The sequence below is a fragment of the Bradyrhizobium sp. 191 genome (assembly GCF_023100985.1).
Taxonomy (GTDB): Bacteria; Pseudomonadota; Alphaproteobacteria; order Rhizobiales; family Xanthobacteraceae; genus Bradyrhizobium; species Bradyrhizobium diversitatis.
In genome coordinates this window covers 8,057,260-8,079,552 of the sequence record NZ_CP064692.1, presented here as the reverse complement: position 1 = coordinate 8,079,552, position 22,293 = coordinate 8,057,260, and the positions used below count along the sequence as shown (strand labels likewise).

The 22,293-nt window shown below is 66.5% G+C and carries 23 protein-coding genes and 1 pseudogene; 9 read left to right on the top strand and 15 right to left on the bottom strand.

Annotated elements, in window-relative coordinates; translation table 11 throughout:
* Positions 1-40: 40 nt before the first annotated feature.
* From gatB to IVB23_RS38140, 7 genes and pseudogenes are all read right to left on the bottom strand, one after another.
* Positions 41-1,519: an Asp-tRNA(Asn)/Glu-tRNA(Gln) amidotransferase subunit GatB gene (gatB, locus tag IVB23_RS38170; protein ID WP_061877320.1), complete on the bottom strand. Its 1,479-nt coding sequence runs from the start codon at positions 1,517-1,519 to the stop codon at positions 41-43.
* Positions 1,516-1,818 carry a hypothetical protein gene (locus tag IVB23_RS38165; protein WP_247802032.1) on the bottom strand — a complete coding sequence of 101 codons (303 nt, stop codon included), beginning with the start codon at positions 1,816-1,818 and terminating at the stop codon, positions 1,516-1,518. The genes gatB and IVB23_RS38165 overlap by 4 nt, the downstream gene beginning before the upstream one ends.
* Positions 1,809-3,284, bottom strand: a complete 1,476-nt coding sequence (gene gatA / locus IVB23_RS38160) for an Asp-tRNA(Asn)/Glu-tRNA(Gln) amidotransferase subunit GatA (RefSeq protein WP_061877319.1) — start codon at positions 3,282-3,284, stop codon at positions 1,809-1,811. The genes IVB23_RS38165 and gatA overlap by 10 nt, the downstream gene beginning before the upstream one ends.
* Positions 3,281-3,493 (bottom strand): hypothetical protein, encoded by a 213-nt coding sequence (locus tag IVB23_RS38155; protein ID WP_027547180.1) that lies wholly within the window; start codon positions 3,491-3,493, stop codon positions 3,281-3,283. Before IVB23_RS38155 ends, gatA begins: the two co-directional genes overlap by 4 nt.
* A gap of 18 nt (positions 3,494-3,511) precedes the next feature.
* The gene (gene gatC / locus IVB23_RS38150) at positions 3,512-3,799 is read right to left on the bottom strand and encodes an Asp-tRNA(Asn)/Glu-tRNA(Gln) amidotransferase subunit GatC (protein ID WP_061877317.1); all 288 of its coding nucleotides are present in this window, start codon (positions 3,797-3,799) and stop codon (positions 3,512-3,514) included.
* A gap of 76 nt (positions 3,800-3,875) precedes the next feature.
* On the bottom strand, positions 3,876-4,952 hold the full coding sequence (locus IVB23_RS38145) for a nitronate monooxygenase family protein (RefSeq protein WP_247802031.1): 1,077 nt from the start codon (positions 4,950-4,952) through the stop codon (positions 3,876-3,878).
* Positions 4,953-5,056: 104 nt separating this feature from the next.
* Positions 5,057-6,093, bottom strand: a pseudogene (locus tag IVB23_RS38140) (nitronate monooxygenase).
* A gap of 97 nt (positions 6,094-6,190) precedes the next feature.
* Here IVB23_RS38140 and IVB23_RS38135 point away from each other — a divergent pair.
* Entirely contained in the window at positions 6,191-7,081 is an 891-nt protein-coding gene (locus IVB23_RS38135; RefSeq protein WP_197966102.1) for a LysR family transcriptional regulator, read from the top strand.
* A gap of 186 nt (positions 7,082-7,267) precedes the next feature.
* Complete coding sequence (locus tag IVB23_RS38130) at positions 7,268-8,203, top strand: cyclase family protein (protein WP_247802030.1); 936 nt, start codon at positions 7,268-7,270, stop codon at positions 8,201-8,203.
* A 57-nt stretch (positions 8,204-8,260) separates the two neighbouring features.
* Here IVB23_RS38130 and IVB23_RS38125 read toward each other — a convergent pair whose 3' ends face one another.
* Complete coding sequence (locus tag IVB23_RS38125; RefSeq protein WP_061877313.1) at positions 8,261-8,476, bottom strand: hypothetical protein; 216 nt, start codon at positions 8,474-8,476, stop codon at positions 8,261-8,263.
* Between the two features lie 46 nt (positions 8,477-8,522).
* Between IVB23_RS38125 and ruvX the strand changes: the two genes are divergently transcribed.
* The gene (gene ruvX, locus IVB23_RS38120; RefSeq protein WP_197966104.1) at positions 8,523-9,014 is read left to right on the top strand and encodes a Holliday junction resolvase RuvX; all 492 of its coding nucleotides are present in this window, start codon (positions 8,523-8,525) and stop codon (positions 9,012-9,014) included.
* 3 nt (positions 9,015-9,017) lie between these two features.
* Entirely contained in the window at positions 9,018-9,938 is a 921-nt protein-coding gene (locus IVB23_RS38115; RefSeq protein ID WP_197966105.1) for an AEC family transporter, read from the top strand.
* 45 nt (positions 9,939-9,983) lie between these two features.
* On the opposite strand, the gene IVB23_RS38110 is transcribed toward IVB23_RS38115, so the two are convergent.
* The 3 genes from IVB23_RS38110 to IVB23_RS38100 all read right to left on the bottom strand — a co-directional run bounded on the left by IVB23_RS38110 (position 9,984) and on the right by IVB23_RS38100 (position 13,290).
* Positions 9,984-10,754, bottom strand: coding sequence for a type II CAAX endopeptidase family protein (locus IVB23_RS38110; RefSeq protein ID WP_197966106.1), 771 nt, complete (start codon positions 10,752-10,754; stop codon positions 9,984-9,986).
* A 115-nt stretch (positions 10,755-10,869) separates the two neighbouring features.
* On the bottom strand, positions 10,870-12,513 hold the full coding sequence (locus IVB23_RS38105; protein WP_247802029.1) for an isovaleryl-CoA dehydrogenase: 1,644 nt from the start codon (positions 12,511-12,513) through the stop codon (positions 10,870-10,872).
* Positions 12,514-12,531: 18 nt separating this feature from the next.
* The gene (locus IVB23_RS38100) at positions 12,532-13,290 is read right to left on the bottom strand and encodes a M15 family metallopeptidase (RefSeq protein WP_197966108.1); all 759 of its coding nucleotides are present in this window, start codon (positions 13,288-13,290) and stop codon (positions 12,532-12,534) included.
* Positions 13,291-13,468: 178 nt separating this feature from the next.
* Here IVB23_RS38100 and IVB23_RS38095 point away from each other — a divergent pair, with 178 nt between their 5' ends.
* From IVB23_RS38095 to IVB23_RS38080, 4 genes are all read left to right on the top strand, one after another.
* Positions 13,469-14,416, top strand: a complete 948-nt coding sequence (locus tag IVB23_RS38095; protein ID WP_061877308.1) for an aspartate carbamoyltransferase catalytic subunit — start codon at positions 13,469-13,471, stop codon at positions 14,414-14,416.
* A 5-nt stretch (positions 14,417-14,421) separates the two neighbouring features.
* Positions 14,422-15,723, top strand: coding sequence for a dihydroorotase (locus IVB23_RS38090; RefSeq protein ID WP_061877350.1), 1,302 nt, complete (start codon positions 14,422-14,424; stop codon positions 15,721-15,723).
* 47 nt (positions 15,724-15,770) lie between these two features.
* A complete protein-coding gene (gene plsY / locus IVB23_RS38085) occupies positions 15,771-16,367 on the top strand; it encodes a glycerol-3-phosphate 1-O-acyltransferase PlsY (RefSeq protein ID WP_247802028.1) in 597 nt (198 codons plus the stop codon).
* A gap of 216 nt (positions 16,368-16,583) precedes the next feature.
* Positions 16,584-17,774, top strand: coding sequence for a patatin-like phospholipase family protein (locus IVB23_RS38080; protein WP_061877306.1), 1,191 nt, complete (start codon positions 16,584-16,586; stop codon positions 17,772-17,774).
* A 9-nt stretch (positions 17,775-17,783) separates the two neighbouring features.
* On the opposite strand, the gene IVB23_RS38075 is transcribed toward IVB23_RS38080, so the two are convergent.
* The 3 genes from IVB23_RS38075 to IVB23_RS38065 form a co-directional block, all read right to left on the bottom strand.
* Complete coding sequence (locus IVB23_RS38075; RefSeq protein ID WP_197966111.1) at positions 17,784-18,380, bottom strand: cupin domain-containing protein; 597 nt, start codon at positions 18,378-18,380, stop codon at positions 17,784-17,786.
* Positions 18,381-18,422: 42 nt separating this feature from the next.
* The gene (locus IVB23_RS38070) at positions 18,423-19,280 is read right to left on the bottom strand and encodes an AraC family transcriptional regulator (protein WP_247802027.1); all 858 of its coding nucleotides are present in this window, start codon (positions 19,278-19,280) and stop codon (positions 18,423-18,425) included.
* Between the two features lie 70 nt (positions 19,281-19,350).
* A complete protein-coding gene (locus tag IVB23_RS38065; protein ID WP_247802026.1) occupies positions 19,351-20,592 on the bottom strand; it encodes an amidase in 1,242 nt (413 codons plus the stop codon).
* 91 nt (positions 20,593-20,683) lie between these two features.
* Between IVB23_RS38065 and dprA the strand changes: the two genes are divergently transcribed.
* Entirely contained in the window at positions 20,684-21,826 is a 1,143-nt protein-coding gene (dprA, locus tag IVB23_RS38060) for a DNA-processing protein DprA (RefSeq protein ID WP_247802025.1), read from the top strand.
* Here the strand turns inward: dprA and IVB23_RS38055 are convergent.
* Positions 21,823-22,245 (bottom strand): helix-turn-helix domain-containing protein, encoded by a 423-nt coding sequence (locus tag IVB23_RS38055; RefSeq protein WP_197966115.1) that lies wholly within the window; start codon positions 22,243-22,245, stop codon positions 21,823-21,825. The genes dprA and IVB23_RS38055 overlap by 4 nt on opposite strands.
* Positions 22,246-22,293 lie beyond the last annotated feature (48 nt).

The following is a 22,293-nucleotide window of genomic DNA, read 5'->3' as shown; positions in this document are numbered from 1 at the left end:
GCGGCGAAGCATGTCCGCCACCTCGATAGAACGCGTGCGGCTAGAGGCCGAGCTTGGACTTGAGCAGGTCGTTGACGCTCTGCGGGTTGGCCTTGCCGCCGGACGCCTTCATCACCTGGCCGACGAACCAGCCGAGCGACTGCGGCTTGTCCTTCACCTGCGCGGCCTTGTCGGGATTGGCAGCGAGGATGTCGTCGACAACCTTTTCGATCGCCGAAAGATCCGTCACCTGCTTCATGCCGCGGCTTTCCACCAGCGCGCGGGGATCGCCGCCTTCCTGCCAGACGATCTCGAACAGATCCTTGGCGATCTTGCCGGAGATCGTTCCCTCGCCGATCAAGTCGATAATCGCTGCCAGCTGCTCCGCATTGACCGGAGAGCCCGTAATGTCCCGTCCTTCCTTGTTGAGACGGCCGAACAGCTCGTTGATCACCCAGTTCGCCGCCAGCTTGCCGTCGCGGGCGCGATTGGCGAGCTTGTCGAGCACTGTCTCGTAGAACACCGCGCTCTCGCGCTCGGCGACCAGCACGCTCGCATCGTAAGCCGACAGGCCGAAATCGGCGACGAAGCGCGTCTTCTTCTGATCCGGCAGCTCCGGCAGCTTCGCCTTCAACGCGTCGACGAATTCCTGGCTGAACTCCAGCGGCAGCAGGTCGGGATCGGGGAAGTAGCGGTAGTCGTGCGCCTCTTCCTTGGACCGCATCGAGCGTGTCTCGCCCTTGTTGGGGTCGTAGAGCCGCGTCTCCTGCTCGATCTGGCCGCCCTCCTCGAGGATTTCGATCTGGCGCCGCGCCTCGTACTCGATCGCCTGGCCGATGAAGGTGATCGAGTTCATGTTCTTGATCTCGCAGCGGGTGCCGAGCGGCCCGCCCGGCTTGCGCACCGAGACGTTGACGTCGGCGCGCAAGGAGCCCTTCTCCATGTCGCCATCGCAGGTGCCGAGGTAGCGCAGGATCGAGCGTAGCTTGGTGACATAGGCCTTGGCCTGCTCGGCGTCGCGGATGTCCGGTTTTGACACGATCTCCATCAGCGCCACGCCGCAGCGGTTGAGATCGACATTGGACATGGTCGGCGACCGGTCGTGCAGCAGCTTGCCGGCGTCCTGCTCCAGATGCAGCCGCTCGATGCCGATGGTGACGCTGCGGCCGCCGTCGAGTTCGACCAGCACCTCGCCCTCGCCCACGACCGGCGACTTGTACTGGCTGATCTGGTAGCCCTGCGGCGAGTCCGGATAGAAATAGTTCTTCCGGTCGAACACCGAGCGCAGATTGATCTTCGCGTTGAGACCGAGCCCCGTCCGGACAGCCTGCCTGACGCATTCCTCGTTGATCACCGGCAGCATGCCCGGCATCGCCGCATCGACCAGCGACACGTGCGTGTTCGGCTCGCCGCCGAATTCGGTGGAGGCGCCGGAGAACAGCTTCGCGTTCGAGGTCACCTGGGCGTGGATCTCCATGCCGATGACCATCTCCCAGTCACCAGTAGCACCCTTGAGAAGCTTGTGCGTGGCCGTGCTCATGTCCTGCTCCCGAGCAGCGTGGCAGCGATCCGCTGCCACTCTGCCTCCAATGAATCCTTTGCCGCCGGCTGTCCGGCCTGGCGATACCAGTAGCCGGCATTGCCGAGATCGCCTTCGACGCGGTGCAAGTAAGCGTGCACCCAGGCCGCATCACGGCCGTTGTCGTCCTGAACGATCCTGTGCGCCTGGTCCCAGTCGCCCTTGCCGGCCCACCAGAGACCTGCGAGCGGCGCGGTCAGATCCGGCGCGGGCGCCGCGCCGCCGAGGCTCGCGATGAAATCAGCGACATTCACCACCACCTCGCGGGCGTGAAGCGGCCGGCGGCCTGCTCGATCACCTCGCCGAGCGAGAACAGCGTCTCCTCGTCGAACGGACGGCCGATCAATTGCAGGCCGAGCGGCAGGCCCTGCGCGTCCTTGCCGGCGGGCACGGCGATGCCCGGCAGGCCCGCCATGTTCACGGTCACCGTGAAGATGTCGTTGAGATACATCTCGACCGGATCGGCGCCGCCCTTCTCGCCGATGCCGAAGGCCGCCGACGGCGTTGCGGGTGTGAGGATCGCGTCGACGCCCTTCGCGAAGCAGTCCTCGAAGTCCTTCTTGATCAGCGTCCGCACTTTTTGTGCGCGCAGATAGTAGGCGTCGTAATAGCCGGCCGAGAGCACGTAGGTGCCGATCATGACCCGCCGTTTCACCTCGGCGCCAAAGCCCGACGCACGGGTATTCTCGTAGAGCTCGATGATGTTCTTGGCCGGCTCGCGCAGGCCGTAGCGGACGCCGTCATAGCGCGCGAGGTTGGAGGAGGCCTCCGCCGGCGCCACGATGTAATAGGCCGGGAGCGCATATTTGGTGTGCGGCAGCGAGACTTCGACCAGCTCGGCGCCGGCCGCCTTCAGCCAGGCCGCGCCCTCGCTCCAGAGTTTCTCGATCTCGGCCGGCATGCCGTCGAGACGATACTCCCGGGGGATGCCGATCTTCATGCCCTTCACGGACTTGCCGATCGCCGCCTCGTAATCCGGCACGGGAATGTCGACTGACGTCGTGTCCTTGGGGTCATGACCGGCCATCGAGCGCAGCAGCATCGCCGCATCGCGCACGCTGCGCGCGATCGGACCGGCCTGGTCGAGCGACGACGCAAAAGCGACGATGCCCCAGCGCGAGCAGCGACCATAGGTCGGCTTGATGCCGACGGTCGCGGTGAACGCCGCCGGCTGGCGGATCGAGCCGCCGGTGTCGGTCGCGGTCGCGCCCATGCAGAGCAGCGCGGCGACGGCCGAGGCCGAACCGCCGGACGAGCCGCCCGGCACCAGCGTGGTGTTGCTGCCGTCGCGCCGCCAGGGATTGCCGACGGGGCCGAAGCAGGAGGTCTCGTTCGACGAGCCCATGGCGAACTCGTCATTGTTGAGCTTACCGAGCATCACCGCGCCGTCGCGCCAGAGCTGCGAGGTCACGGTCGACTCGTAAGTCGGCACGAAATTGCCGAGGATCTTCGAGCACGCCGTGGTGCGCACGCCCTTGGTCGCGAACAGGTCCTTGATGCCGAGCGGGATGCCCGCGAGCGGGCCGCCCTCACCCTTGGCGATCTTCTCGTCCACGGCCTTCGCCATGTCGCGCGCGCGATCCGGCGTCTCCATCACGAAGGCGTTGAGCACGCGCGCGGCTTCGATCGCGGAAAGATGCGCGTCGGTCAGCTCGAGCGACGTGAAAGTCTTGTCGGCGAGACCCTTGCGGGCCTCGGCGAGCGTCAGCGATGTCAAATCGGTCATTTATTGATCGGGCTGCAGAAGAACGGAGACAGGGTCTTGTCGTTGGCCGGGTCGTCTTTTTTGGCGGCGGCTTTCGCAGCGGCCTCGATCTCGTCGAGCACGGCATTGACGGCGACATTGGGGTCGGCAGCCTTGCCCTGCCGCTCCATCTTGTCGAGGTAATTCATGTAGGCCTGATAGGCCTTCTCATCGTCGCATAGCAGGCACATCGGACAAGGTCCTAAAAGTTACTCGACAACCTTCGGCACCAGGAAGAAGTGCCCCTCGGTTGCGGGCGCGTTGGCAACGATATCGTCGGCGATCTCGCCGTCATCGACCACGTCCTGCCGCTTCTTCATCTGCATCGGGGTGACCGAGGTCATCGGCTCCACGCCCTCGACATTGACCTCCGAGAGCTGCTCGACGAAAGCGAGCATGGCGTTGAGCTCGCCCTGCAGATGCGGAACCTCGTCCTCGGAAACCGCAATGCGCGCCAGATGCGCGATGCGGCGGACGGTAACGGCGTCGACGGACATTATATAAGGCCTCTCACGGCAAAACCATGTGCCGTATAGCAGAGGCCGGTTTTGCGCCGCAACCGGCGCTTCCCACCTATCCGGCGAGGGCCTTCATGCGGGCAAGCGCCGATTTGGCGAGATCCCGGGTCAATTCAGCGGCGGGGAGCTCGCGGCCGAGCGCGATGGCCTGCCCCGCCCAGAGATTGGTAAAATCCACCCTGCCCTGCTTTTCGGCAGCCGCCTTCAGCGGCCCCAGCGCGGTCGCAGCATGGGGAAACGGCGGCGCATCCGGCGAGACCGGACCGGCCTCGCGCATCAGGCGGTTCTGGACGCCGCGCGCCGGCCGGCCGGTCATGACATTGGTGATGACGGTGGAATCGTCCCGCGCCTCCGCGAGCGCCTTGCGGCCGCCCGCGCTGACCCTGGATTCCGAACAGCGCAGATAAGCGCTGCCGATCTGCACGCCGGATGCGCCGAGTGCGAAGGCCGCGGCGATGCCGCGGCCATCGGCGATGCCGCCCGCCGCGATCACCGGCACCTTCACGGCATCGGCAACCTGCGGCACCAGCGCGAACGTGCCGGGCTGTTCTGCGATCCTGTCGGTGAGGAACATGCCACGATGACCGCCCGCCTCGGCGCCTTGCGCGATCACGGCGTCGACGCCGCGCTCCTCCAGCCAGACCGCTTCCTTCACCGTCGTGGCGGAGGAGATGACGCGGCAGCCGGCCGCCTTGACCCGCTCGAGCAGCGCCTGCTCCGGCAGACCGAAATGGAAGCTGACGACCTCCGGCTTCAGCTCCTCGACAACCTCGCAGAACGCCGCGTCGAATGGCGCGCGGTTGGCCGCGGCGATCGGTGCTGCGGGATCGAGACCATGCTCGGTGTAATAGCTCGCGAGCCGCTGCTTCCAGCGCGCTTCGGCCTCGGCTGTCAGCTCGACCGGCGTGTGGCAGAAGAAGTTCATGTTGACCGGCGCCTTCACGCGCTGGCGGATGAGACCGACCTGCTCGCGCGCCTTCTCGGCCGACAGCATCGCGCATGGCAGCGAGCCCAGCGCGCCGCCTTGCGCGGCCGCAATCACCAGCTCCGCATCCATGGCGCCGGCCATCGGCGCCAGCACGATCGGGAATTCGGTCTCGAACAGATCGATCAGTCGACGGTCAGGCCACATGGTTATTGCCTCATATTCGCTCTTTCCCTCTCCCGTTATGGGAGAGGGTGGATCGCCGCGCCAGCGGCGAGACGGGTGAGGGGTATTTCTCCTCAATCACCATGCTAAGTTTGCGGAGAGATACCCCTCATCCGGCGCTTCGCGCCACCTTCTCCCACAAGGGGAGAAGGGAAGGCACCGTTCACCGAATTGCGTCTTCCTTCCAGCAACTGCTCCGCCTCGGCCGCAATCCGTTCGACGATCTCGGCCGCCGGGGGAATATCATCAATCAGCCCGACCGCCTCGCCCGCGATCACGGCCGCGACGTCGAAATTGCCGGCCGCTTTCGCCGCGGCATAGTCCACGGCAACTGCGGCGACATTCTGCATCAGCTCGACCTCGCGGCCGATCCAGCGCCGGGCGTGATCATTGATCAGGCACCGCCCGGTGAACGGCGCCGGCCAGACATTGTTGCGCGAGAGATCGAAGATGATGCCGCGCACTGTCGAGCCGCTGTTCGCTGCGCAGATCCGCCGCTTCGCCTCCTCCGCGCCGTCGGCCTCCTGACTCGCATAGAAGCGCGTGCCGAGCAGCACGCCGCTCGCGCCCAGCATCATCATGGCGGCGAGCCCGCGCCCGTCCGCGATGCCGCCGGCCGCAACCACCGGTACGCGGCCGGCGGCGAGATCGACGATCGCTGGCACGAGATCGACGGTGGTGCGCGAGGCACCATGCCCGCCCGCCTCCGTTCCCTGCGCGATCAGGACATCGGCGCCGGCATCGAGCGCCTGTCGCGCCATCGCCTCGTCCTGCACCTGGCAGATCAGGCGTGAGCCGGCGGACTTGATCCTGGGCGCGAACGGCGCGGGATCGCCGAACGACAGCATGATCGCCGATGGCTTCGCGCCGAGCGCGATGTCGAGCAACTCGGGCCGCTTGGCGAGGCTCCACGTGATGAAGCCGATGCCGAACGGCTCACGCAGTTCGGCGAGCTTCGCAGTCTCCTGTTCGCTCGCTCGCCATAGCCACCGCCGAGAATTCCGAACCCGCCGGCGCGGCTCACAGCCGCAACCAGGCGGCTGCCGGCGACGACATCCATCGGCGCCAGCAAGATCGGATGCGCGATCTCCAGCAGCGTTGTCAGCGACGTCGTCATCGGCATGGCTTGTCCCCGATCTGGACAGCGAGACTAGGCGCGACTAACATTCTCCACAAATGAATTGTTGCGAACGCTGCCATCTCGAAAGCGAAACGACGCCATGGAACTCAGCGATATCAAGACCTTCGCCGCCGTCGCCCGCACGGGCGGCATCACCCGCGCCGCCGAAGAGCTCAACACCGTGCAGTCGAACGTCACCCAGCGCGTGAAGGCGCTGGAGGCGGAGATCGGCACTGCGCTGTTCGAGCGCCACAGCCGCGGCATGACGCTGACCGGCGCCGGCAAGCGCCTTCTCCCCTACGCGCAAAAGATGGCAGCGCTCTCGCGGGAAGCCCTGCTCGCCGCTCGCGACGATGGCGCGCCGAAAGGACCGCTCGCAATCGGATCGATGGAGACGACGGCGGCCGTGCGTCTGCCGCCGCTGCTCGCCGACTTCCACCGCCGCTTCCCCGCCGTGCGCCTTTCCTTGCGGACCGCGCCGACGGCCGACCTCGTCACCGGCGTGCTTGAAGGCTCGCTCGACGGCGCCTTCGTCGCGGGTCCCATCACGCATGCCGATCTCATCGCGACGAGCGCCTTCCGCGAGGAGCTGGTGCTGGTCAGCGCACGGCGCTGGGCCTCGATGACCGAGCTGCGCGCGGGAACGCCGGAGTCCGGGCCGACCGCGCTGGTTTTCCGCACTGGCTGCACCTACCGCCAGCGGCTCGAACAAGTGTTCGTCGAGTACGGCTGGCCATCGGCCGCGCGCTTCGAGCTCGGCACGCTCGACGGCATGATCGGCTGCGTCGCCGCCGACATGGGCGTAACGTTGCTGCCGCGCGCGGTCGTCGAGCGCAGCGCGATGAACGGCAGCATCGCGATCCACGCGCTGAGCCCGGCGCACGCGCGCGTCGAGACACTGTTCATCCACCGCCGCGCGGGCCATCAAACCAGCGCGCTGAGCGGCTTTGCCGATTGCCTGAAGAAGGACGACGACGTCATCGCGGCCTGACGCGACGCAGCGTTCCACTGCACGAAATTCGTCACAAATCCATCGCGTTTCCACGCTGCCCTACGCGGCAACGCAGCACATCAAAAAGCTTTGAAGCCCGCGATCATTCTACGTTAGGATGACTGACTGGCCAGCGCAAAACCATAACGAAGCCAAACATCGGCAAGAACATCGGGAGGACTATCGATGCGCAATACGCTCGTGTTGTGCTGTGTCGCTGTGTTGTCGGCGATATCAGGAACTGCAAGCGCACAGGACTGGACCAAATCGAAATGGGGCCCGAACGATGAGGTCGGCGCCGCCAACTACATGACGCCCGAGCTCGTGGTGAAGGCGGCATCGCTGGTGAAGACCGGCAAGACCTACGCCCTCGGCATTCCCGTCACGTCGCAGACGCCCGCCTATCCGCCGCGCACCTACAAGATCACGGTGGTGCAGCCGGGACAGGCCGGCATCGCGGGGCTTGGTCCGAACAAGGCCACCTACAACGATGACATCCTCGACAGCTGGGTCGGCATCGGCAGCCAGCTCGACGGGCTCGGCCATCTCGGCATCGAACACGTCTATTACAACGGCAACAAGCTCGCCGACTTCGCTGATCCGACCGGGCTGAAGAAGCTCGGCATCGAGAAGGTTCCGCCGATGGTCACGCGCGGCGTCCTTCTCGACATGGCCGCCTATTTCAAGACCGACGTGGTGAAGGAAGGGACCGCCTTCAACGTCAAGGAGATCGAGGAAGCCGCCAAGCAGCAGAACGTCGAGATCCGCCAGGGCGACGTCGTCATCTTCCACACCGGCTGGCTCAGCTTGATCGGCAAGGACGACAAGCGCTATTCGGCCGGCGAGCCCGGCCTCGGCGTCGAGGGTGCAAAATATCTGACCGGCAAGGGTGTCGTCGCGGTCGGTGCCGACACCTGGGGGCTCGAGGTGCTGCCGTTCGAATCCAAGAACGTGTTCGAGGTGCACCAGATCCTGCTCGCGATGAACGGGACCTACATCCTCGAAAACATGGATACCGCCGCGCTGGCCCGCGACAAGGGGTATGAATTCCTGTTCGTGCTGGGACAGCCGCGCTGGACCGGCGGCGTGCAGGCGATGATCAACCCGATTGCGATCCGCTGACTTGAGACCGGGCGAGGAGCCGCTTGCCGCGCGGCAGGCCCCTCGCCCACCCCTCCGTCACCGCGGCTTCAAATGCCACCGCCGCAATGCCACCACCGCCCAGATCGCCTCGACGAGGCCGAACGGCCAGGCGCCTTGCAGGAAGCCATAGGCCGACCCCAGTGCGCAGGACGCCGCGAACAGCAGCACGAACCAGTGGCTGCGATCCTCCAGGGCATAGCAGACCAGCATCGCCGTCACGGCAAACAGGCCGAATAGTGTCAGTGCATCCATGGTTACCAGTTCACCCCGCAGCGCGACGCGTGATATGCGCTACGCCATGCCGGCTCTTATCCTGCCTCTCGTCTATGCTGCAACCCACTGGCCCGCGCGCGGCGCTCTGGTCGGGCTCGATCTCGGCACCAAGACCATCGGTGTTGCCGTGTCCGATCCGGACCGGCGGCTGGCGACCGGCGTCGAGACGATCCAGCGCAAGCAGTTCAAGCAGGATGCCGCCAGGCTGCTGGCCATCGCCACTGAGCGCAAGGCGGTCGGATTCGTGCTCGGCCTGCCCATCAACATGGACGGCAGCGAGGGCCCGCGCGCGCAATCCACCCGCGCCTTTGCCCGCAACCTTGCCGGACTGACCCAGCTCCCCATCGGCCTCTGGGACGAGCGCCTCTCGACGGCGGCGGTCGAGCGCGAGCTGATCGGCATGGACGTCAGCCGCGCCAAGCGCGCCGAGGTGATCGACGAGCACGCCGCGATCTTCATCCTGCAAGGCGCGCTCGACCGTCTGGCAAATCTGCGCGCGGCGCCGGGGACGGACTGATCCATGCCGGTCGTGGTCGCGGCGCTGCTGCCGGTCTTCATCCTCATCGTGCTCGGTGTCGTGCTGAAGCACAGCCTGATGCGTCTCGACACGCAATGGCACGGGCTGGAGCAGCTGACCTATTTCGTGCTGTTTCCGATGCTGCTGATCCAGACCCTGGTCAAGGCCGACCTCTCCAGGGTGCCGGTCGCCGGCGTCGGCGGCGCGCTGCTGCTGTCGGCGCTCGCGATGTCGCTGCTCTGTCTCGCGCTGCGGCCGGCCTTGTCGCGGCTCGGCATCGATGGCCCCGCCTTCACGTCGATCTTCCAGGGTGCGACGCGGTGGCAGACCTTCGTTGCGCTGTCGATCGCCGCCAACATGTTCGGCGATCTCGGGCTGGCGCTCGCCTCCGTGGCCATGGTCGCGATCATCCCGCTGGTCAACGTGTTCAGCGTCTCGGTGCTCGCTCGTTACGCCGCACAGGAGAAGCGATGCCCGCGCGCCATCGCCATGACGGTGATCCGCAATCCACTGATCTGGGCCTGCGCAATCGGCCTTGCCGTCAATCTGATGCACCTGCCGTTGCCAAAAATCTGGCACGAGGTGGCGGACGCGCTGAGCCGGTCCTCGCTCGCCATCGGCCTGCTCGTCACCGGCGCGGGGTTGCATCTGAAAGGCCTGTTGCGTCCCAGCCTGGGCGCAGCCATCGGCGTCGGCCTGAAGCTGGTGCTGATGCCCGCGCTCGCGCTGGGGCTCGCGGCCTGGTTCGGCATCACCGGCAACAGCCTCGCGATCGTCGCGATCTGCGCGGCCGTGCCGACCTCGCCCAGCGCCTATGTGCTGGCCCGCCAGATGGGCGGCGACGCGCCGTTGCTGGCGCAGATCATCACGCTGCAAACGATCCTGGCGGCAATCACGATGCCGATCGCGATCGCGCTGGCCTAGGATTCTGGGTTACTTTGCTGCCCTCGCAACGACGGAGTATGAGGCCTAGCTCCCCAGCCACATCGTCAGCACCACCGCGGTCAGATTGTTCAGCGCGTGGAGCACGATGGTGAGCCAGAGCGAGCCGGAGCGATAGCGCATGTAGCCGAACCACAGGCCGATGGCGAGGACCTCGGTGAGGAAGTACAGGTCGTATTGCAGGTGCACGACCGTCCAGATCAGCGACGACAGCAGGATCGCCCCGGGCAGGCGCAGGAAGCTCGCCGACCAGCCGCGATAGAGGAAGCCTCGCGCCAGAATTTCTTCCGACATCGGCGCGGCCACGCTGAAAGCGAACAGGAGCAACAGGGCAGCGCCCTTGTCGCGTCCCGATTTCAACAGATCGGTCATGAAGCCCGGCGTCGCCTCGCGCCCGAGCGCGCGCGACATCGTCTCCCAGACCAGCACGATCAGGATGAGGCCGACGGCGCCGAACAGCAGCTGCTTCCAGGTAGGCCAGTACAGCGCGAGATAATCGACGAAGGACGCCTTCTTGATGCGAATGGCGAGCCAGACCGCAAGAAGCGTCGCGGGCAGCCCCATGATCACCGAGAGCGCAAGTGTCTGGGGCTCGCGGCCGATGAGTTGGAGCGAAGAGAGGTCCATCGGAAGACCGCGCTGCGCCGCCAGCAGAAAGACGGCGCCGATCTGCCCGACGAACATCGCGACGAAGATGAAGACGCCCCACAGCGCCGTGCCCCAGAACATCCAGACACGAGGCGCGAGGTCCGCAGGCGCCGCTGTGATCGGCGGATGGTCGGGATTGAGGGAGTCCATCAGGAGGCTTTCGTTAGAAATTCACCGTCATTCCGGGGCGGTCCGAAGGACCGAACCCGGAATCTCGAGATTCCGGGTTCGCCCTTCAGGCGCCCCGGAATGACGGAACAAACAATCACGGCAGCGCCCGTTCCAGCAGCGCGCGCACCTCGCCGCTGTCCAGCTCCACGGCGCCGTACATGCTGGCGTGATTGGCGGCGAGACGCGTGCTCGCGAACAATTCGGCGTTGTGCGGTGACACGCCATTGAGGGCCGCAGCCGCGGCAAGCAGCGCCAGCTTCTCGACGGCAAGGCGCGCGACGCGTTCGCCGTCGGCGCGGCGAAAAGTCTTGCCGATGAACGCGACCGCCTCACCGGCTCCCGGCAGGCCCTTGGTCTCGGCCGCCAGCGCCTGCAGCACCGTCATCGCCGCCTCCGGCTCGCGCGCGAGCGCGCGGAGCACGTCCAGGCACATCACGTTGCCCGAACCTTCCCAGATCGCGTTGACCGGCGACTCCCGATAGTGGCGGGCCAGGATGCCGTCCTCGACATAACCGTTGCCGCCGAGGCACTCCATCGCCTCGTAGAGGAACGGCGGCGCGCTCTTGCAGGTCCAGTATTTGATCGCGGGCGTCAGCAGCCGCATATAGGCCGCCTCCGCCGCATCATGGGGCGTGCGGTCGAAGGCGCGGCAAAGCCGCATCACCAGGGCCGTGCTGGCCTCGACATGCAGCGCCATGTCTGACAGCACGGCCTGCATCAGGGGCTGGTCGGCAAGATGCTTCTGGAACACGCTGCGGTGCCGCGCATGGTGCAGCGCATGCGCGAGCCCCGAGCGCATCAGCCCGACGGACGCAATCGCGCAATCCTGCCGCGTCAGCTGCACCATCTGGATGATGGTGCGGATGCCCTTGCCTTCCTCACCGATCCGCTCGGCATAGGCGCCGACGAACTCGACCTCGGACGAGGCGTTGGAGCGATTGCCGAGCTTGTCCTTCAGCCGCTGGAACTGGATGGCGTTGACCGAACCGTCCGGCGCGAAGCGCGGCATGAAGAAACAGGTCAGCCCACCATCTGCCTGCGCCAGCACCAGGAACGCATCGCACATCGGCGCCGACATGAACCATTTGTGACCGGTGATGCGGTAGCCGTCCCCCTCGCGCACGGCCCGCGTCATGTTGGCACGCACGTCGGTGCCGCCCTGCTTCTCGGTCATGCCCATGCCGAGCGTCATGCCGCGCTTCTGCCACCACGGCGCAAAGCTGGGATCGTAGCTCTTCGTCGACAGAACCGGCATCACGCGCGCGAGCAAGTCGGGCTGCATTGCCAGCGCCCCCACGGAGGCGCGCGTCATCGTGATCGGACAGAGGTGGCCGGTCTCGACTTGCGCGGCCATGTAGAATTTCGCGGCACGAATGACCTCGGCCGCATCGCCCGCTTGCCGTCCATCCACCGTCCAGGTCGAATTATGCACGCCCGCATGCGCACTGTGCGCCATCAGTTCGTGATAGGCGGGATGAAACTCGACCTGGTCGCGGCGATTGCCCTTGGCATCGAAGCTGCGCAGCTTCGGTGTGTTCTCGTTCGCGAGGCGCCCGCGATCGGCCATCGCGGCCGAGCCCCATTGCTTGCCGAACGCCGACAGCTCGCGTTCGGCCGCCGCCCCGCCATTGGCCCTGACTGCTGCGACCAGCGGCAGGTCCGCGGCGAACAGGTCGACGTCCTCGAACGGCGGCGACTGGTTGAAGACCTCATGGGTCGCAAAGCTCGGCTGGGTCATCAGGATTCCTCGGCGCGTTCAGTTCCGGCGCGGCTGGATCGGGAAATCATAGGCCGCCCCGCCTGCCCCCGGCAGGGAAAAATGCCACCACTCCTTCGAATAGTTCACAAAGCCTTGCCTGGCCATGGCAGCGACCAGCCGCTTGCGCCAGGTGCGTTGCTCCGGATTGATCGACGTTACAGCGGTATGCCCCTTCGCGTCGGTACAGTCGTAGCCTGTGCCCATGTCGACGCTGCCCTCCGGCGCGCGCATCGCGACCGGCGCCGTGCAGTCGGCATAGGTTTTCGACGGATCGTATTTGGCGGAATTGTCGGCCTTGAGATCGACCAGCGTGAGATCGAGCGCTGCACCCGTGGAATGCTGCGAGCGGTTCGCAATGTAGCCGAGGCGGAACAGCTCGGTCTTCGGAATGTTCGGATTGTAGCGCCGCTCGGCCGCCGTCTCATGACCGTTCTGCGACCATTTCACCATGTCGAGCGAGGCCCGCGCCGGCCGGTAGCAGTCGAACATTTTCAGCGACAGATTCTGCGCGGCCAGTTCCTGCTGGACCGCCTTCAGCCGCAGCCCCACCTCGCGCTTCACCACGCATTCGCCGGCGCCGTAGCCGGCGAGCGGACGGCCGACGAAATTGTTCGACGTGGCGTAGCGGATGTCCTGGATGATGCTGGGATCGATGTCGCGCAGGTACACGAAGCCGCCGGGGAGCGATTGGGCGGACGCGGATGAGATTAAGCTGAATGCTACAAGTGCGATCAAAATTAATCTGACGGCGCGCATCTGAATTTCCCTGTTATTCCGGGGCGGCGCGAAGAGCCGAACCCGGAATCTCGAGATTCCAGGCTCGATGCTTCGCATCGCCCCGGAATGACGACAGGGAGACAGATCAGGGGATAACTCCCATCCCCGCCTTTGCCCCTTGCTCCCCCCGCCATCCGCCCCTATAGCTCTGCTTTTAATGACATCGAAATCGACCTTCGTCCTCGGCCACCGGCATTTGCTGGGCATCGAGGGCCTTTCCGCGGCCGACATCAGCGGCCTCCTCGACCTGTCCGAAGAATATGTCGAGGTCAACCGCCAGGTTGACAAGAAGCGCACCGTCCTGCGTGGACGGACGCAGGTGAACCTCTTCTTCGAGGCGTCCACCCGGACCCAGTCCTCGTTCGAGCTCGCCGGCAAGCGGCTCGGCGCTGACGTCATGAACATGTCGGTATCCTCGTCCTCGATCCGCAAGGGCGAGACCCTGATCGACACCGCCGTGACGCTGAATGCGATGCACCCGGACATCCTGGTGGTGCGCCATCACGCCTCCGGCGCGGTGGAACTGCTGGCGCGCAAGGTTGACGGTTCCGTGATCAATGCCGGCGACGGCGCACACGAGCATCCGACGCAGGCGCTGCTCGACGCGCTCACCATCCGCCGCAACAAGGGCCGGATCGAGGGCCTCGTGGTCGCGATCTGCGGCGACGTGCTGCATTCGCGCGTGGCCCGCTCCAACATCATCCTGCTCAACACCATGGGCGCCCGCGTCCGCGTCGTCGGGCCTTCCACCCTGCTGCCGACCGGCATCGAGCGGATGGGCGTCGAGGTCGCGCGCGACATGCGCGAGGGTCTCGAGGGCGCCGACATCGTCATGATGCTGCGGCTGCAGCGCGAGCGCATGAACGGCTCCTTCGTGCCCTCGTCATCGGAATATTTCCATTATTTCGGGCTCGACCAGAAGAAGCTCGCCTACGCCAAGCCGGATGCCCTCGTGATGCATCCGGGTCCCATGAACCGCGGCGTGGAGATCGACTCGATCGTGGCCGACGGCGCCCAGTCCCTGATCCGCGAACAGGTGGAAATGGGCGTCGCCGTGCGCATGGCCGTGCTGGAAGCACTCGCCCGCAACCTGCCGAACGCGTGATGCCGATGCTGACCGATCGCCGCCCCATCCTGCTCGCCAATGCCCGCGTCGTCGATCCCTCCAGGGATTTCGACGGCATCGGCGACGTTCTCATTGCGGACGGCACCATCCGCGAGACGCGACGCGGCATCGGCGCGGCCGGCGTCCCCGAGGGCACCGACATCGTCAACTGCTCCGGCAAGATCGTGGCGCCGGGCCTGATCGACATGCGCGCCTTCGTCGGCGAGCCCGGCCTCAGCCATCGCGAGACCTTTGCCTCCGCGAGCCAGGCCGCCGCGACCGGCGGCATCACCACCATCATCTGCCAGCCGGCCACCTCTCCCGTCATCGACAATTCGGCAACCGTCGACTTCGTGATGCGCCGGGCCCGCGACACCGCGATCGTCAACATCCAGCCGATGGCGGCGCTGACAAAGGGCATGCACGGCGAGGAGATGACCGAGTTCGGCCTCCTGAAAGCAGCCGGCGCGGTCGCCTTCAGCGACGGCGACAAGAGCGTGACCAACGCGCAGGTCATGCGCCGCGCGCTGACCTACGCCCGCGACTTCGACGCGCTGATCGTGCATCACACCGAGGACCCCGATCTGGTCGGCGAAGGCGTGATGAACGAGGGCGAGTTCGCGACCCGGCTCGGCTTGATGGGCATCCCCAATGCTGCCGAGGCCGTGATGCTGGAGCGCGACCTGCGCCTCGTCGCCCTCACCGGCGGCCGCTACCATGCGGCCTCGCTGACCTGCATCGACTCCCTCGACATCCTCCAGCGCGCCCGCGACGCAGGGCTCGCGGTCAGCGCCTCGGTCTCGATCAACCATCTGGCGCTGAACGAGAACGACATCGGCCCCTATCGATCCTTCCTGAAGCTGTCGCCGCCGCTGCGGACCGAGGACGACCGCCGCGCGCTGGTGGCGGCGATCGCATCCGGCCTCCTCGACGTCATCATGTCCGACCACAATCCGCAGGACGTCGAGGTCAAGCGCCTGCCGTTCGCGGAAGCCGCGCCCGGCGCCGTCGGGCTCGAGACCATGCTGCCAGCCGGCCTGCGGCTGGTGCATAATGGCGAATTGGAGCTGAAGACGCTGATCCGGGCGATGTCGACCCGTCCGGCCGAGCTGCTCGGGCTATCAGGCGGGACCCTGCGCGCCGGCAGCCCCGCCGATGTCATCGTGATCGACCCCGACACGCCCTGGGTGGTCGATCCCGCAGACCTCAAATCACCCTGCAAGAACACCCCGTTCGACGAGGCCCGCTTTACAGGCCGCGTGGTGCGCACCATTGTCGGCGGCCGGACGGTCTATGAGCATGTCTGACATACGCGATCGTTCGACACGCGAATCCTGCCTTTGGAGCTGCCGTCATGGGGCTTGAAGCATTCTTGCCGGTGGCCTTCGTCATCGGCTATCTCCTCGGCTCGATTCCGTTCGGGCTGATCCTGACCAGGCTCGCAGGCACGCAGGATATCCGCTCGATCGGCTCCGGCAGCATCGGCGCCACCAATGTGCTGCGCACGGGACGCAAGAGCCTTGCCGCGGGCACCCTGCTGTTCGATGCGCTCAAGGGCACCGTGGCCGTGGTGATCGCCGGCTACATCGCGGGGCCCAATGCCGCCATGGTGGCCGGGCTCGGCGCCTTCCTCGGCCACCTCTTCCCGGTCTGGCTCAAGTTCAAGGGCGGCAAGGGCGTCGCCGTCTATATCGGCGTCCTGCTTGGCCTGTTCTGGCCGGGCGCCATCGTGTTCTGCGTGCTCTGGCTGGCGACCGCCTTCACCACCCGTTATTCCTCGCTCTCCGCGCTGGTGGCGGCGTTCATCACGCCCATGTTCCTGTGGTGGTTCGGCCACCTCGCATTGTCGGCGCTGACGGCGGTGCTGACGCTGCTCTTGTTCTACGCGCATCGCGAGAACATCCGGCGCCTGCAAACCGGCAAGGAAAGCCGGATCGGCGAGAAGGCCTAGCTAGAGCGCTTTAGAGCGAAGTGGATGCCGGTTCGCGTCAAGAAACCGCGTCAAACAAGAATCTGAAGCCGGAAAAAGTACGGATATCGCCGCACACCTTCCGCATTATATGCCAAATCCTGTTCGCAACTTCGGCACCGCTCGCTGCAGACAGTAGCGAACGGGTTCCATGCCTGTCATCCTGACACAGGAAACGGCGTTACGCGGTTGCTCAGAATGAGCGAGATGATTGTCGACGCACATGACGGGGTTGGTTCGCTCAGTGCTTCCGGCAGCGCGGCAAGCCGGCTGCTCTCGGCGACCAATATCTGGTCCGATGCGTCGCCGCCCGCCCACGCGCCCGTTTCGCCGCAAGTGCCGCGGCCTGAGCCCGTCGTGCAGGCCGACGCTCCGCGTGACGTCGTGGTCCCCAGGGCTGCACCGGTCGCACTCCCGCAGGCGCGTTCCGGCCAATGGCCGCCGCGAAGACTCTCGCTCGCCCTCCAGGGCGGCGGCACCTTTGCCGCCTTCACCTGGGGCGTGCTGGAGCGGCTGCTGGAAGAGCCCGACATCGCGATCGACACCGTCAGCGGCGCCAGCGCCGGCGCCATCAATGCGCTGCTGCTCGCCTGCGGCCTTGCTGAAGGCGGCCGCGAAGGCGCCCGCAGCCGGCTGAACCGGTTCTGGGTCCGGCTGATGCACGAGGCCTCGTTCCGCTCGCTGATGCTGGTCGGCGGCTTTTCGCCGGCGGGAAGTTCGGTCGCGTTCGGCCCGACGCTGCGCTCCGGGCAGTTCGATCCGTTCGATCTCGACCCGCTGCGGCAGGCGCTGGCACGCGACATCAACTTTTCCATCTTGCGCGACGCGCGCTGCCCGAAGCTGCTGATCGCGGCGACGCGGATCCGCGACGGGCAGCAGCAGATCTTCGCCAACGACGCCATCACCGCGGACGTCGCGCTGGCCTCGACCTGTCCGCCGCTGGTTCACTGCGCCGTCGAGATCGACGGCGAAGCCTATTGGGACGGTGGCTTCGGCGGCAATCCGCCGCTGCTGCGGCTGGTCCAGGAAACCGCGGCGACGGATCTGCTGCTCGTCCAGGTCACGCCGACCCGCGACAGCTATGTGCCGATCACGCTTGCAGCGATCGACCGCAGGCTTGACCAGATCGTGGCCAACGCCGCCCTCAATGCCGAGATCGCGGCGATCGAATGGGCGCAGTCGTGCGCCACAGCATCGCTGCGCCTCACCAGGATCGCGGCGGAAGACTCCGTTGACGGCCTGGCGCAGCGCTCATCGACCGATCTCGGCCGCGGCTTCATTCGCCTGCTGCACCGGAACGGTCGCGAGGCCGCCGCGCGCTGGCTCGGGCAAGGCGCGGGTGCGACGCAGGGAGCCGCACCCGCGGCAGCCGAGCCGGCACTGGTCTGATCCCTCGCCTCACGCGGCAAGGCTTGACCTGGCCGGCGCCTCACGCAACGGCTCGATCGCCAACCGATAGCCGACAAGGCGCGCCATCGGCGCAAGCACGGCGAACAGCAGTTTTTGCAGCCAGATCGGCACGCCGGCCAGATACATGTGCTTGCGATAGGCGTGTAGCACCAGTGCGATCAGCAGGAAGTTCGGATCGCCGGCGCTGGAGAACCATTTGGGCTGCTTCGCCGTGAGCGTGACGAAATTGGCGAAGAAGCGCAGATGCTGCTGCGCCGGCGTGAACGAGACCTCGAGCTCGGCACTACCCTCGCCGACGTTGGCGAAGTAGTGCGGCCGGCCGCGGGGTACGGTCACACCGCCGCCCGCCTCCACCACTTGCTCGCACCCGTCGACGACGATCTTGACGCGACCGCTCTTCACCGCGAAATGCTCGTCCGCGCCGGGATGGACATGCACCAGCGCATTGCCGCCGCCCGAGCCGCCCTTTTCGAGAATCACGCCGAACCGCGCGACGTCGAGATTGTCGAGCGGGCCGGAGAAGACGAACGTCTCCTTGTTGAAGGCATTGCGCAGCCGCGTGCCGCGGGCGATCTCGGTCAGCATGTTATGTCTCCTTACAGGTTCAGGAGACGCGCTGGTAGCGGCCTAGGCGATGAACGTATTGTAAAAATCCGACGCAGCGAGTTCCGTATTCCAGGCCTGCACGCGCTCGGCCGCGGCACGCCGGCAGAATGCCTCCGGCGGCACACCTGCGAGCGCGCGGAAATCGTGGATCAGGTGCGCCTGGTCGGTGAAGCCGCTCGCATGCGCGACTCCGGCCCAATCAAGGCCGGCGCGATGTGCGGCGACCGCCTGCTGCATCCGCTCGATCCGCGCAAACTGCTTTGCGCTCGCGCCGGTCTCCGCCTTGAAACGCCGTTGCAGGCTGCGCTCGCCGATGTCGAGAAGTCCGGCAAGCCTGCGCATGGAGATTGACGGATTGCGCTGGATCGCGCGCATCGCCTGCACTGCCAGCGGATCGAGGCGGCCCGGCCCTGTCCTCGTCCGGAGAAAATCCCGCATGCAGGCAACGCGCGCAGCTGCGCTGCCGGCCTCGGCCAGTTGCGCCTCGAGCCGTGCGGCGGCGCCGTCACCAAAGATGTCCGACAAATCGATGCTGGCATCGAGCAAGTCGGCAGGCCTCACCCCGAGCACGCGGTCGGCCGCGTCGGCCTTGAGCCGAACCAGCACGGCGCCCACCGGACCGCACGGCTTCAGCGCCGCGGCACGGGTGTGCATGCCGTTGATGGTGCGCTTGTAGGTGCCGCGCTGCGAGGCCATCGGCGCGCGGTAGTGCACGATGACGACCGGCGACGTCGTCGGCAGCACGTTGATGGTGCGCGCACGCGCGATCGCGGCGTCGGCGAGATCGACATCGCAAAACGACTCGACGATGCCTTCGAGGCCTTCGCCTGCGCCGAAGAACTGCGTGCCGGCTGTGCAGTGTGGGTTCGGCTGGGTCATGAGTTCAATTGGTCGGGCCAGCTGCGGCACGGTTGCATCCGCAGCGCTCACATAAAATTGAGGCGCACGCTCACGCCCGCGCGAGCGCGTGCTCCAGAAACCAGGCCGCCGCAAGCGCGAGCGGATCGTTGCCGAAGCGGGCGATCACCTGCACGCCGATTGGCAGGCCGCCGACCTTCAGCACAGGCACGTTGACGCAAGGATTGCCCATCAGCGTCCAGAGCCGGTTGTAGCGGGGATCGCCAGTGCTCGCGAGCTCCTTGGCCGGCGCCGTGCCTGGCGCCGAATAGGTCAAGAGCACGTCGACACCTTCGAACAGTTCGCCGAGCTCGCGACGGCCGCGACGGCTGATCCGGCGCGCCTCGTCATATTCCTTCGGCGTCAGATGGGCCGTCGCATCGAGACTGGCGCGCAGCATCGGCGCGATCTCGTCATGCCGCTCGGAGAACTCCCAGGCGAGCGCGCGATGCGCCTCGAAATCCTGGACGATGGGGTGAATGCGCCAGGCTTCCTGCACCGCCTCGGGCAGATCGATCACCTGCACGCTGGCGCCGGCGCGCTCGGCCGCCTTGATCGCGGCCAGCAGCCCCTCTTCGGCCGCCGGCTCAACCGCGCCGGCAAACTCCTGCCTGACGACGCCGATGCGGGGCGACTTCGCCGGGGCGATGCCCGAAAATTCGGTGCGGCCCGTCATCGCCAACAATCCGCGCGCGAGATCCTCGGCGCGCGCGCCGAACAGGCCGACGGTGTCGAGCGCCCACGAGTAGCACTTCACACCGACCGTCGGCAGCATCCGGAACGACGGCTTGATCGCGGCCGTCCCGCAATAGGCGGCGGGACGGATCACCGAGCCGCCGGTCTGGGTGCCCAGCGCCAGCGGGATCATCCCGGCGCCGACGGCCGCCGCCGAACCCGAGGAGGATCCGCCCGGCGAATGACCTGTATTGTGGGGATTGCGCGTCGGCGTCGGATCGCGCGAGGCGAACGCGGTCGTGGTGGTCTTGCCGATGATGGTGGCCCCTGCCCGCTTCAGCATCATCACCACAGGTGCGTCGGCGCGCGGCTGCCAGCCGCGATAGATCTCCGAGCCCATCTCGGTCGGCATGTTGGCGGTGTCGATGATGTCCTTGATCCCGACTGCGATGCCGCGCAGCGGCCCGGAGACTTGCGCCTTCGCCGACTTGTCGTGGCGGACGAAGGCGTGGACGTCGTTCTCCCTGGCCTCGATCGCCGCATGCGATTGCGCGATGGCGGCGTCAGGCGAAATCTCCCCCGCTTCGATGCGGCGCTGGAGGTCGGCAAGTGAGATCATGGCAAAACCCTTCTTATTGGGATCGCTTTTAGCATCGCAGCAAGGTCGCGCAAGCGCAGGTGACTGTTGCGCAACGCCCTCAGATTGTTCCATGCTGTCGCTGCAAGGAGACACCGTGGACGCCATCAATCCCAGCGTGGAGCTGACCGAGGCTGAGCGGATCGACCGCCTGCGGCTGATCCGCTCCGACAATGTCGGGCCGCGCACCTTCCGGTCGCTGGTCGACCATTTCGGCACCGCGCGGCTGGCGCTGGAGCGCCTGCCGGATCTGGCGCGCCGCGGCGGTGCGCAGCGAACGGGCCGTATCTGCAGTGCCGATGAGGCGAAGGCCGAGCTGGCCGCAAGCCGCAAGTTCGGCATCGCCTGGCTGGCGCCCGGCGAGGACGGCTATCCGGCACGGCTGGCGATGATCGACGATGCGCCGCCGCTGCTCGCCGTGCGCGGCGACACGAAAACCCTGATGCGGCCGATGATCGCCATCGTCGGCTCGCGCAACGCCTCCGGCGCGGGGTTGAAATTCGCCGGCCAGCTCGCGCGCGAGCTTGGCGAAGCCGGCTTTGTCGTCATCTCGGGCCTCGCCCGCGGCGTCGATCAGGCCGCGCATCGCGCGAGCGTTGAGAACGGCACGATCGCCGTGCTCGCGGGCGGCCATGACTGCATCTATCCGCCCGAGCATGACGACTTGCTCGCCGCGATCCTCGGTCACGCGGGTGCGGCGATCTCGGAAATGCCGCTCGGCCACGAGCCGCGCGCCCGCGACTTTCCCCGCCGCAACCGGCTGATCTCGGGCGCCTCGCTCGGCGTCGTCGTGGTGGAAGCGGCGCACCGCTCGGGCTCGCTGATCACCGCGCGCATGGCAGCCGAACAGGGCCGCGAGGTGTTCGCGGTGCCTGGCTCGCCGCTCGATCCGCGTGCCGCCGGCGCCAATGATCTGATCAAGCAGGGCGCGACGCTCGTCACCGAGGCCGCCGACATCATCAACGCGGTTCAGCCGATCATGGAACGGCCCCCGATGCACCCCGCAGGCGAGCCGGACAGCGAGCCGTTCGAGAGTGATCCGCAGGGCCATGACCGTGATCAGATCATCAACCTGCTCGGCCCAGCCGCTGTTTCGATCGACGATCTCGTGCGAATGTCCGGCGCCCCGCCCGCGATCGTGCGCACCGTGCTGCTGGAGCTCGAGCTCGCCGGCCGGCTCGAGCGCCACGGCGGCGGGTTGGTCTCGCTGCTTTAGCCGTCGTTGCGCGCGTCGAACCGCGTGCGCGCGGCCGCGATCTGCTCCTGATGTTCGATCGCCCACTCCCCGAGCGCCTTCACCGGCTGCTGCAAACCGCGGCCGAGATCGGTGAGCTCGTAATCGACGCGGGGCGGGATGGTCGGGAAGATCGTGCGCGTGACGAGGCCGTCGCGCTCGAGGCCGCGCAGCGTCAAAGTCAGCATCCGCTGCGAGATGCCGTTGATCATCCGCTTCAGCTCGTTGAAGCGCTTCGGCCCGTCGCTCAGCATCATGATCACGAACACGCTCCATTTGTCGCCGACGCGGGACAGCACGGAGGCGACCCCGCGGCAGTCCGCGTGGTCCGGATGCGGCATGGGATCGGGCCTCGGCGTGGCAGGAAAACCGGTGTTCTCAGGTTTCAAAGATGTGCCCATGGCTCAAAAAAGTGCGTTCTTGCGGGGATTTCAACAGTCACTCATGTA

Coding starts and splice junctions, on each gene's coding strand:
- gatB (WP_061877320.1), bottom strand. CDS start 1,519: ATGAGCACGGCCACGCACAAGCTTCTCAAGGGTGCTACTGGTGACTGG.
- gatA (WP_061877319.1), bottom strand. CDS start 3,284: ATGACCGATTTGACATCGCTGACGCTCGCCGAGGCCCGCAAGGGTCTC.
- IVB23_RS38155 (WP_027547180.1), bottom strand. CDS start 3,493: ATGTGCCTGCTATGCGACGATGAGAAGGCCTATCAGGCCTACATGAAT.
- gatC (WP_061877317.1), bottom strand. CDS start 3,799: ATGTCCGTCGACGCCGTTACCGTCCGCCGCATCGCGCATCTGGCGCGC.
- IVB23_RS38145 (WP_247802031.1), bottom strand. CDS start 4,952: ATGTGGCCTGACCGTCGACTGATCGATCTGTTCGAGACCGAATTCCCG.
- IVB23_RS38135 (WP_197966102.1), top strand. CDS start 6,191: ATGGAACTCAGCGATATCAAGACCTTCGCCGCCGTCGCCCGCACGGGC.
- IVB23_RS38130 (WP_247802030.1), top strand. CDS start 7,268: ATGCGCAATACGCTCGTGTTGTGCTGTGTCGCTGTGTTGTCGGCGATA.
- IVB23_RS38125 (WP_061877313.1), bottom strand. CDS start 8,476: ATGGATGCACTGACACTATTCGGCCTGTTTGCCGTGACGGCGATGCTG.
- ruvX (WP_197966104.1), top strand. CDS start 8,523: ATGCCGGCTCTTATCCTGCCTCTCGTCTATGCTGCAACCCACTGGCCC.
- IVB23_RS38115 (WP_197966105.1), top strand. CDS start 9,018: ATGCCGGTCGTGGTCGCGGCGCTGCTGCCGGTCTTCATCCTCATCGTG.
- IVB23_RS38110 (WP_197966106.1), bottom strand. CDS start 10,754: ATGGACTCCCTCAATCCCGACCATCCGCCGATCACAGCGGCGCCTGCG.
- IVB23_RS38105 (WP_247802029.1), bottom strand. CDS start 12,513: ATGACCCAGCCGAGCTTTGCGACCCATGAGGTCTTCAACCAGTCGCCG.
- IVB23_RS38100 (WP_197966108.1), bottom strand. CDS start 13,290: ATGCGCGCCGTCAGATTAATTTTGATCGCACTTGTAGCATTCAGCTTA.
- IVB23_RS38095 (WP_061877308.1), top strand. CDS start 13,469: ATGACATCGAAATCGACCTTCGTCCTCGGCCACCGGCATTTGCTGGGC.
- IVB23_RS38090 (WP_061877350.1), top strand. CDS start 14,422: ATGCTGACCGATCGCCGCCCCATCCTGCTCGCCAATGCCCGCGTCGTC.
- plsY (WP_247802028.1), top strand. CDS start 15,771: ATGGGGCTTGAAGCATTCTTGCCGGTGGCCTTCGTCATCGGCTATCTC.
- IVB23_RS38080 (WP_061877306.1), top strand. CDS start 16,584: ATGAGCGAGATGATTGTCGACGCACATGACGGGGTTGGTTCGCTCAGT.
- IVB23_RS38075 (WP_197966111.1), bottom strand. CDS start 18,380: ATGCTGACCGAGATCGCCCGCGGCACGCGGCTGCGCAATGCCTTCAAC.
- IVB23_RS38070 (WP_247802027.1), bottom strand. CDS start 19,280: ATGACCCAGCCGAACCCACACTGCACAGCCGGCACGCAGTTCTTCGGC.
- IVB23_RS38065 (WP_247802026.1), bottom strand. CDS start 20,592: ATGATCTCACTTGCCGACCTCCAGCGCCGCATCGAAGCGGGGGAGATT.
- dprA (WP_247802025.1), top strand. CDS start 20,684: ATGCTGTCGCTGCAAGGAGACACCGTGGACGCCATCAATCCCAGCGTG.
- IVB23_RS38055 (WP_197966115.1), bottom strand. CDS start 22,245: ATGGGCACATCTTTGAAACCTGAGAACACCGGTTTTCCTGCCACGCCG.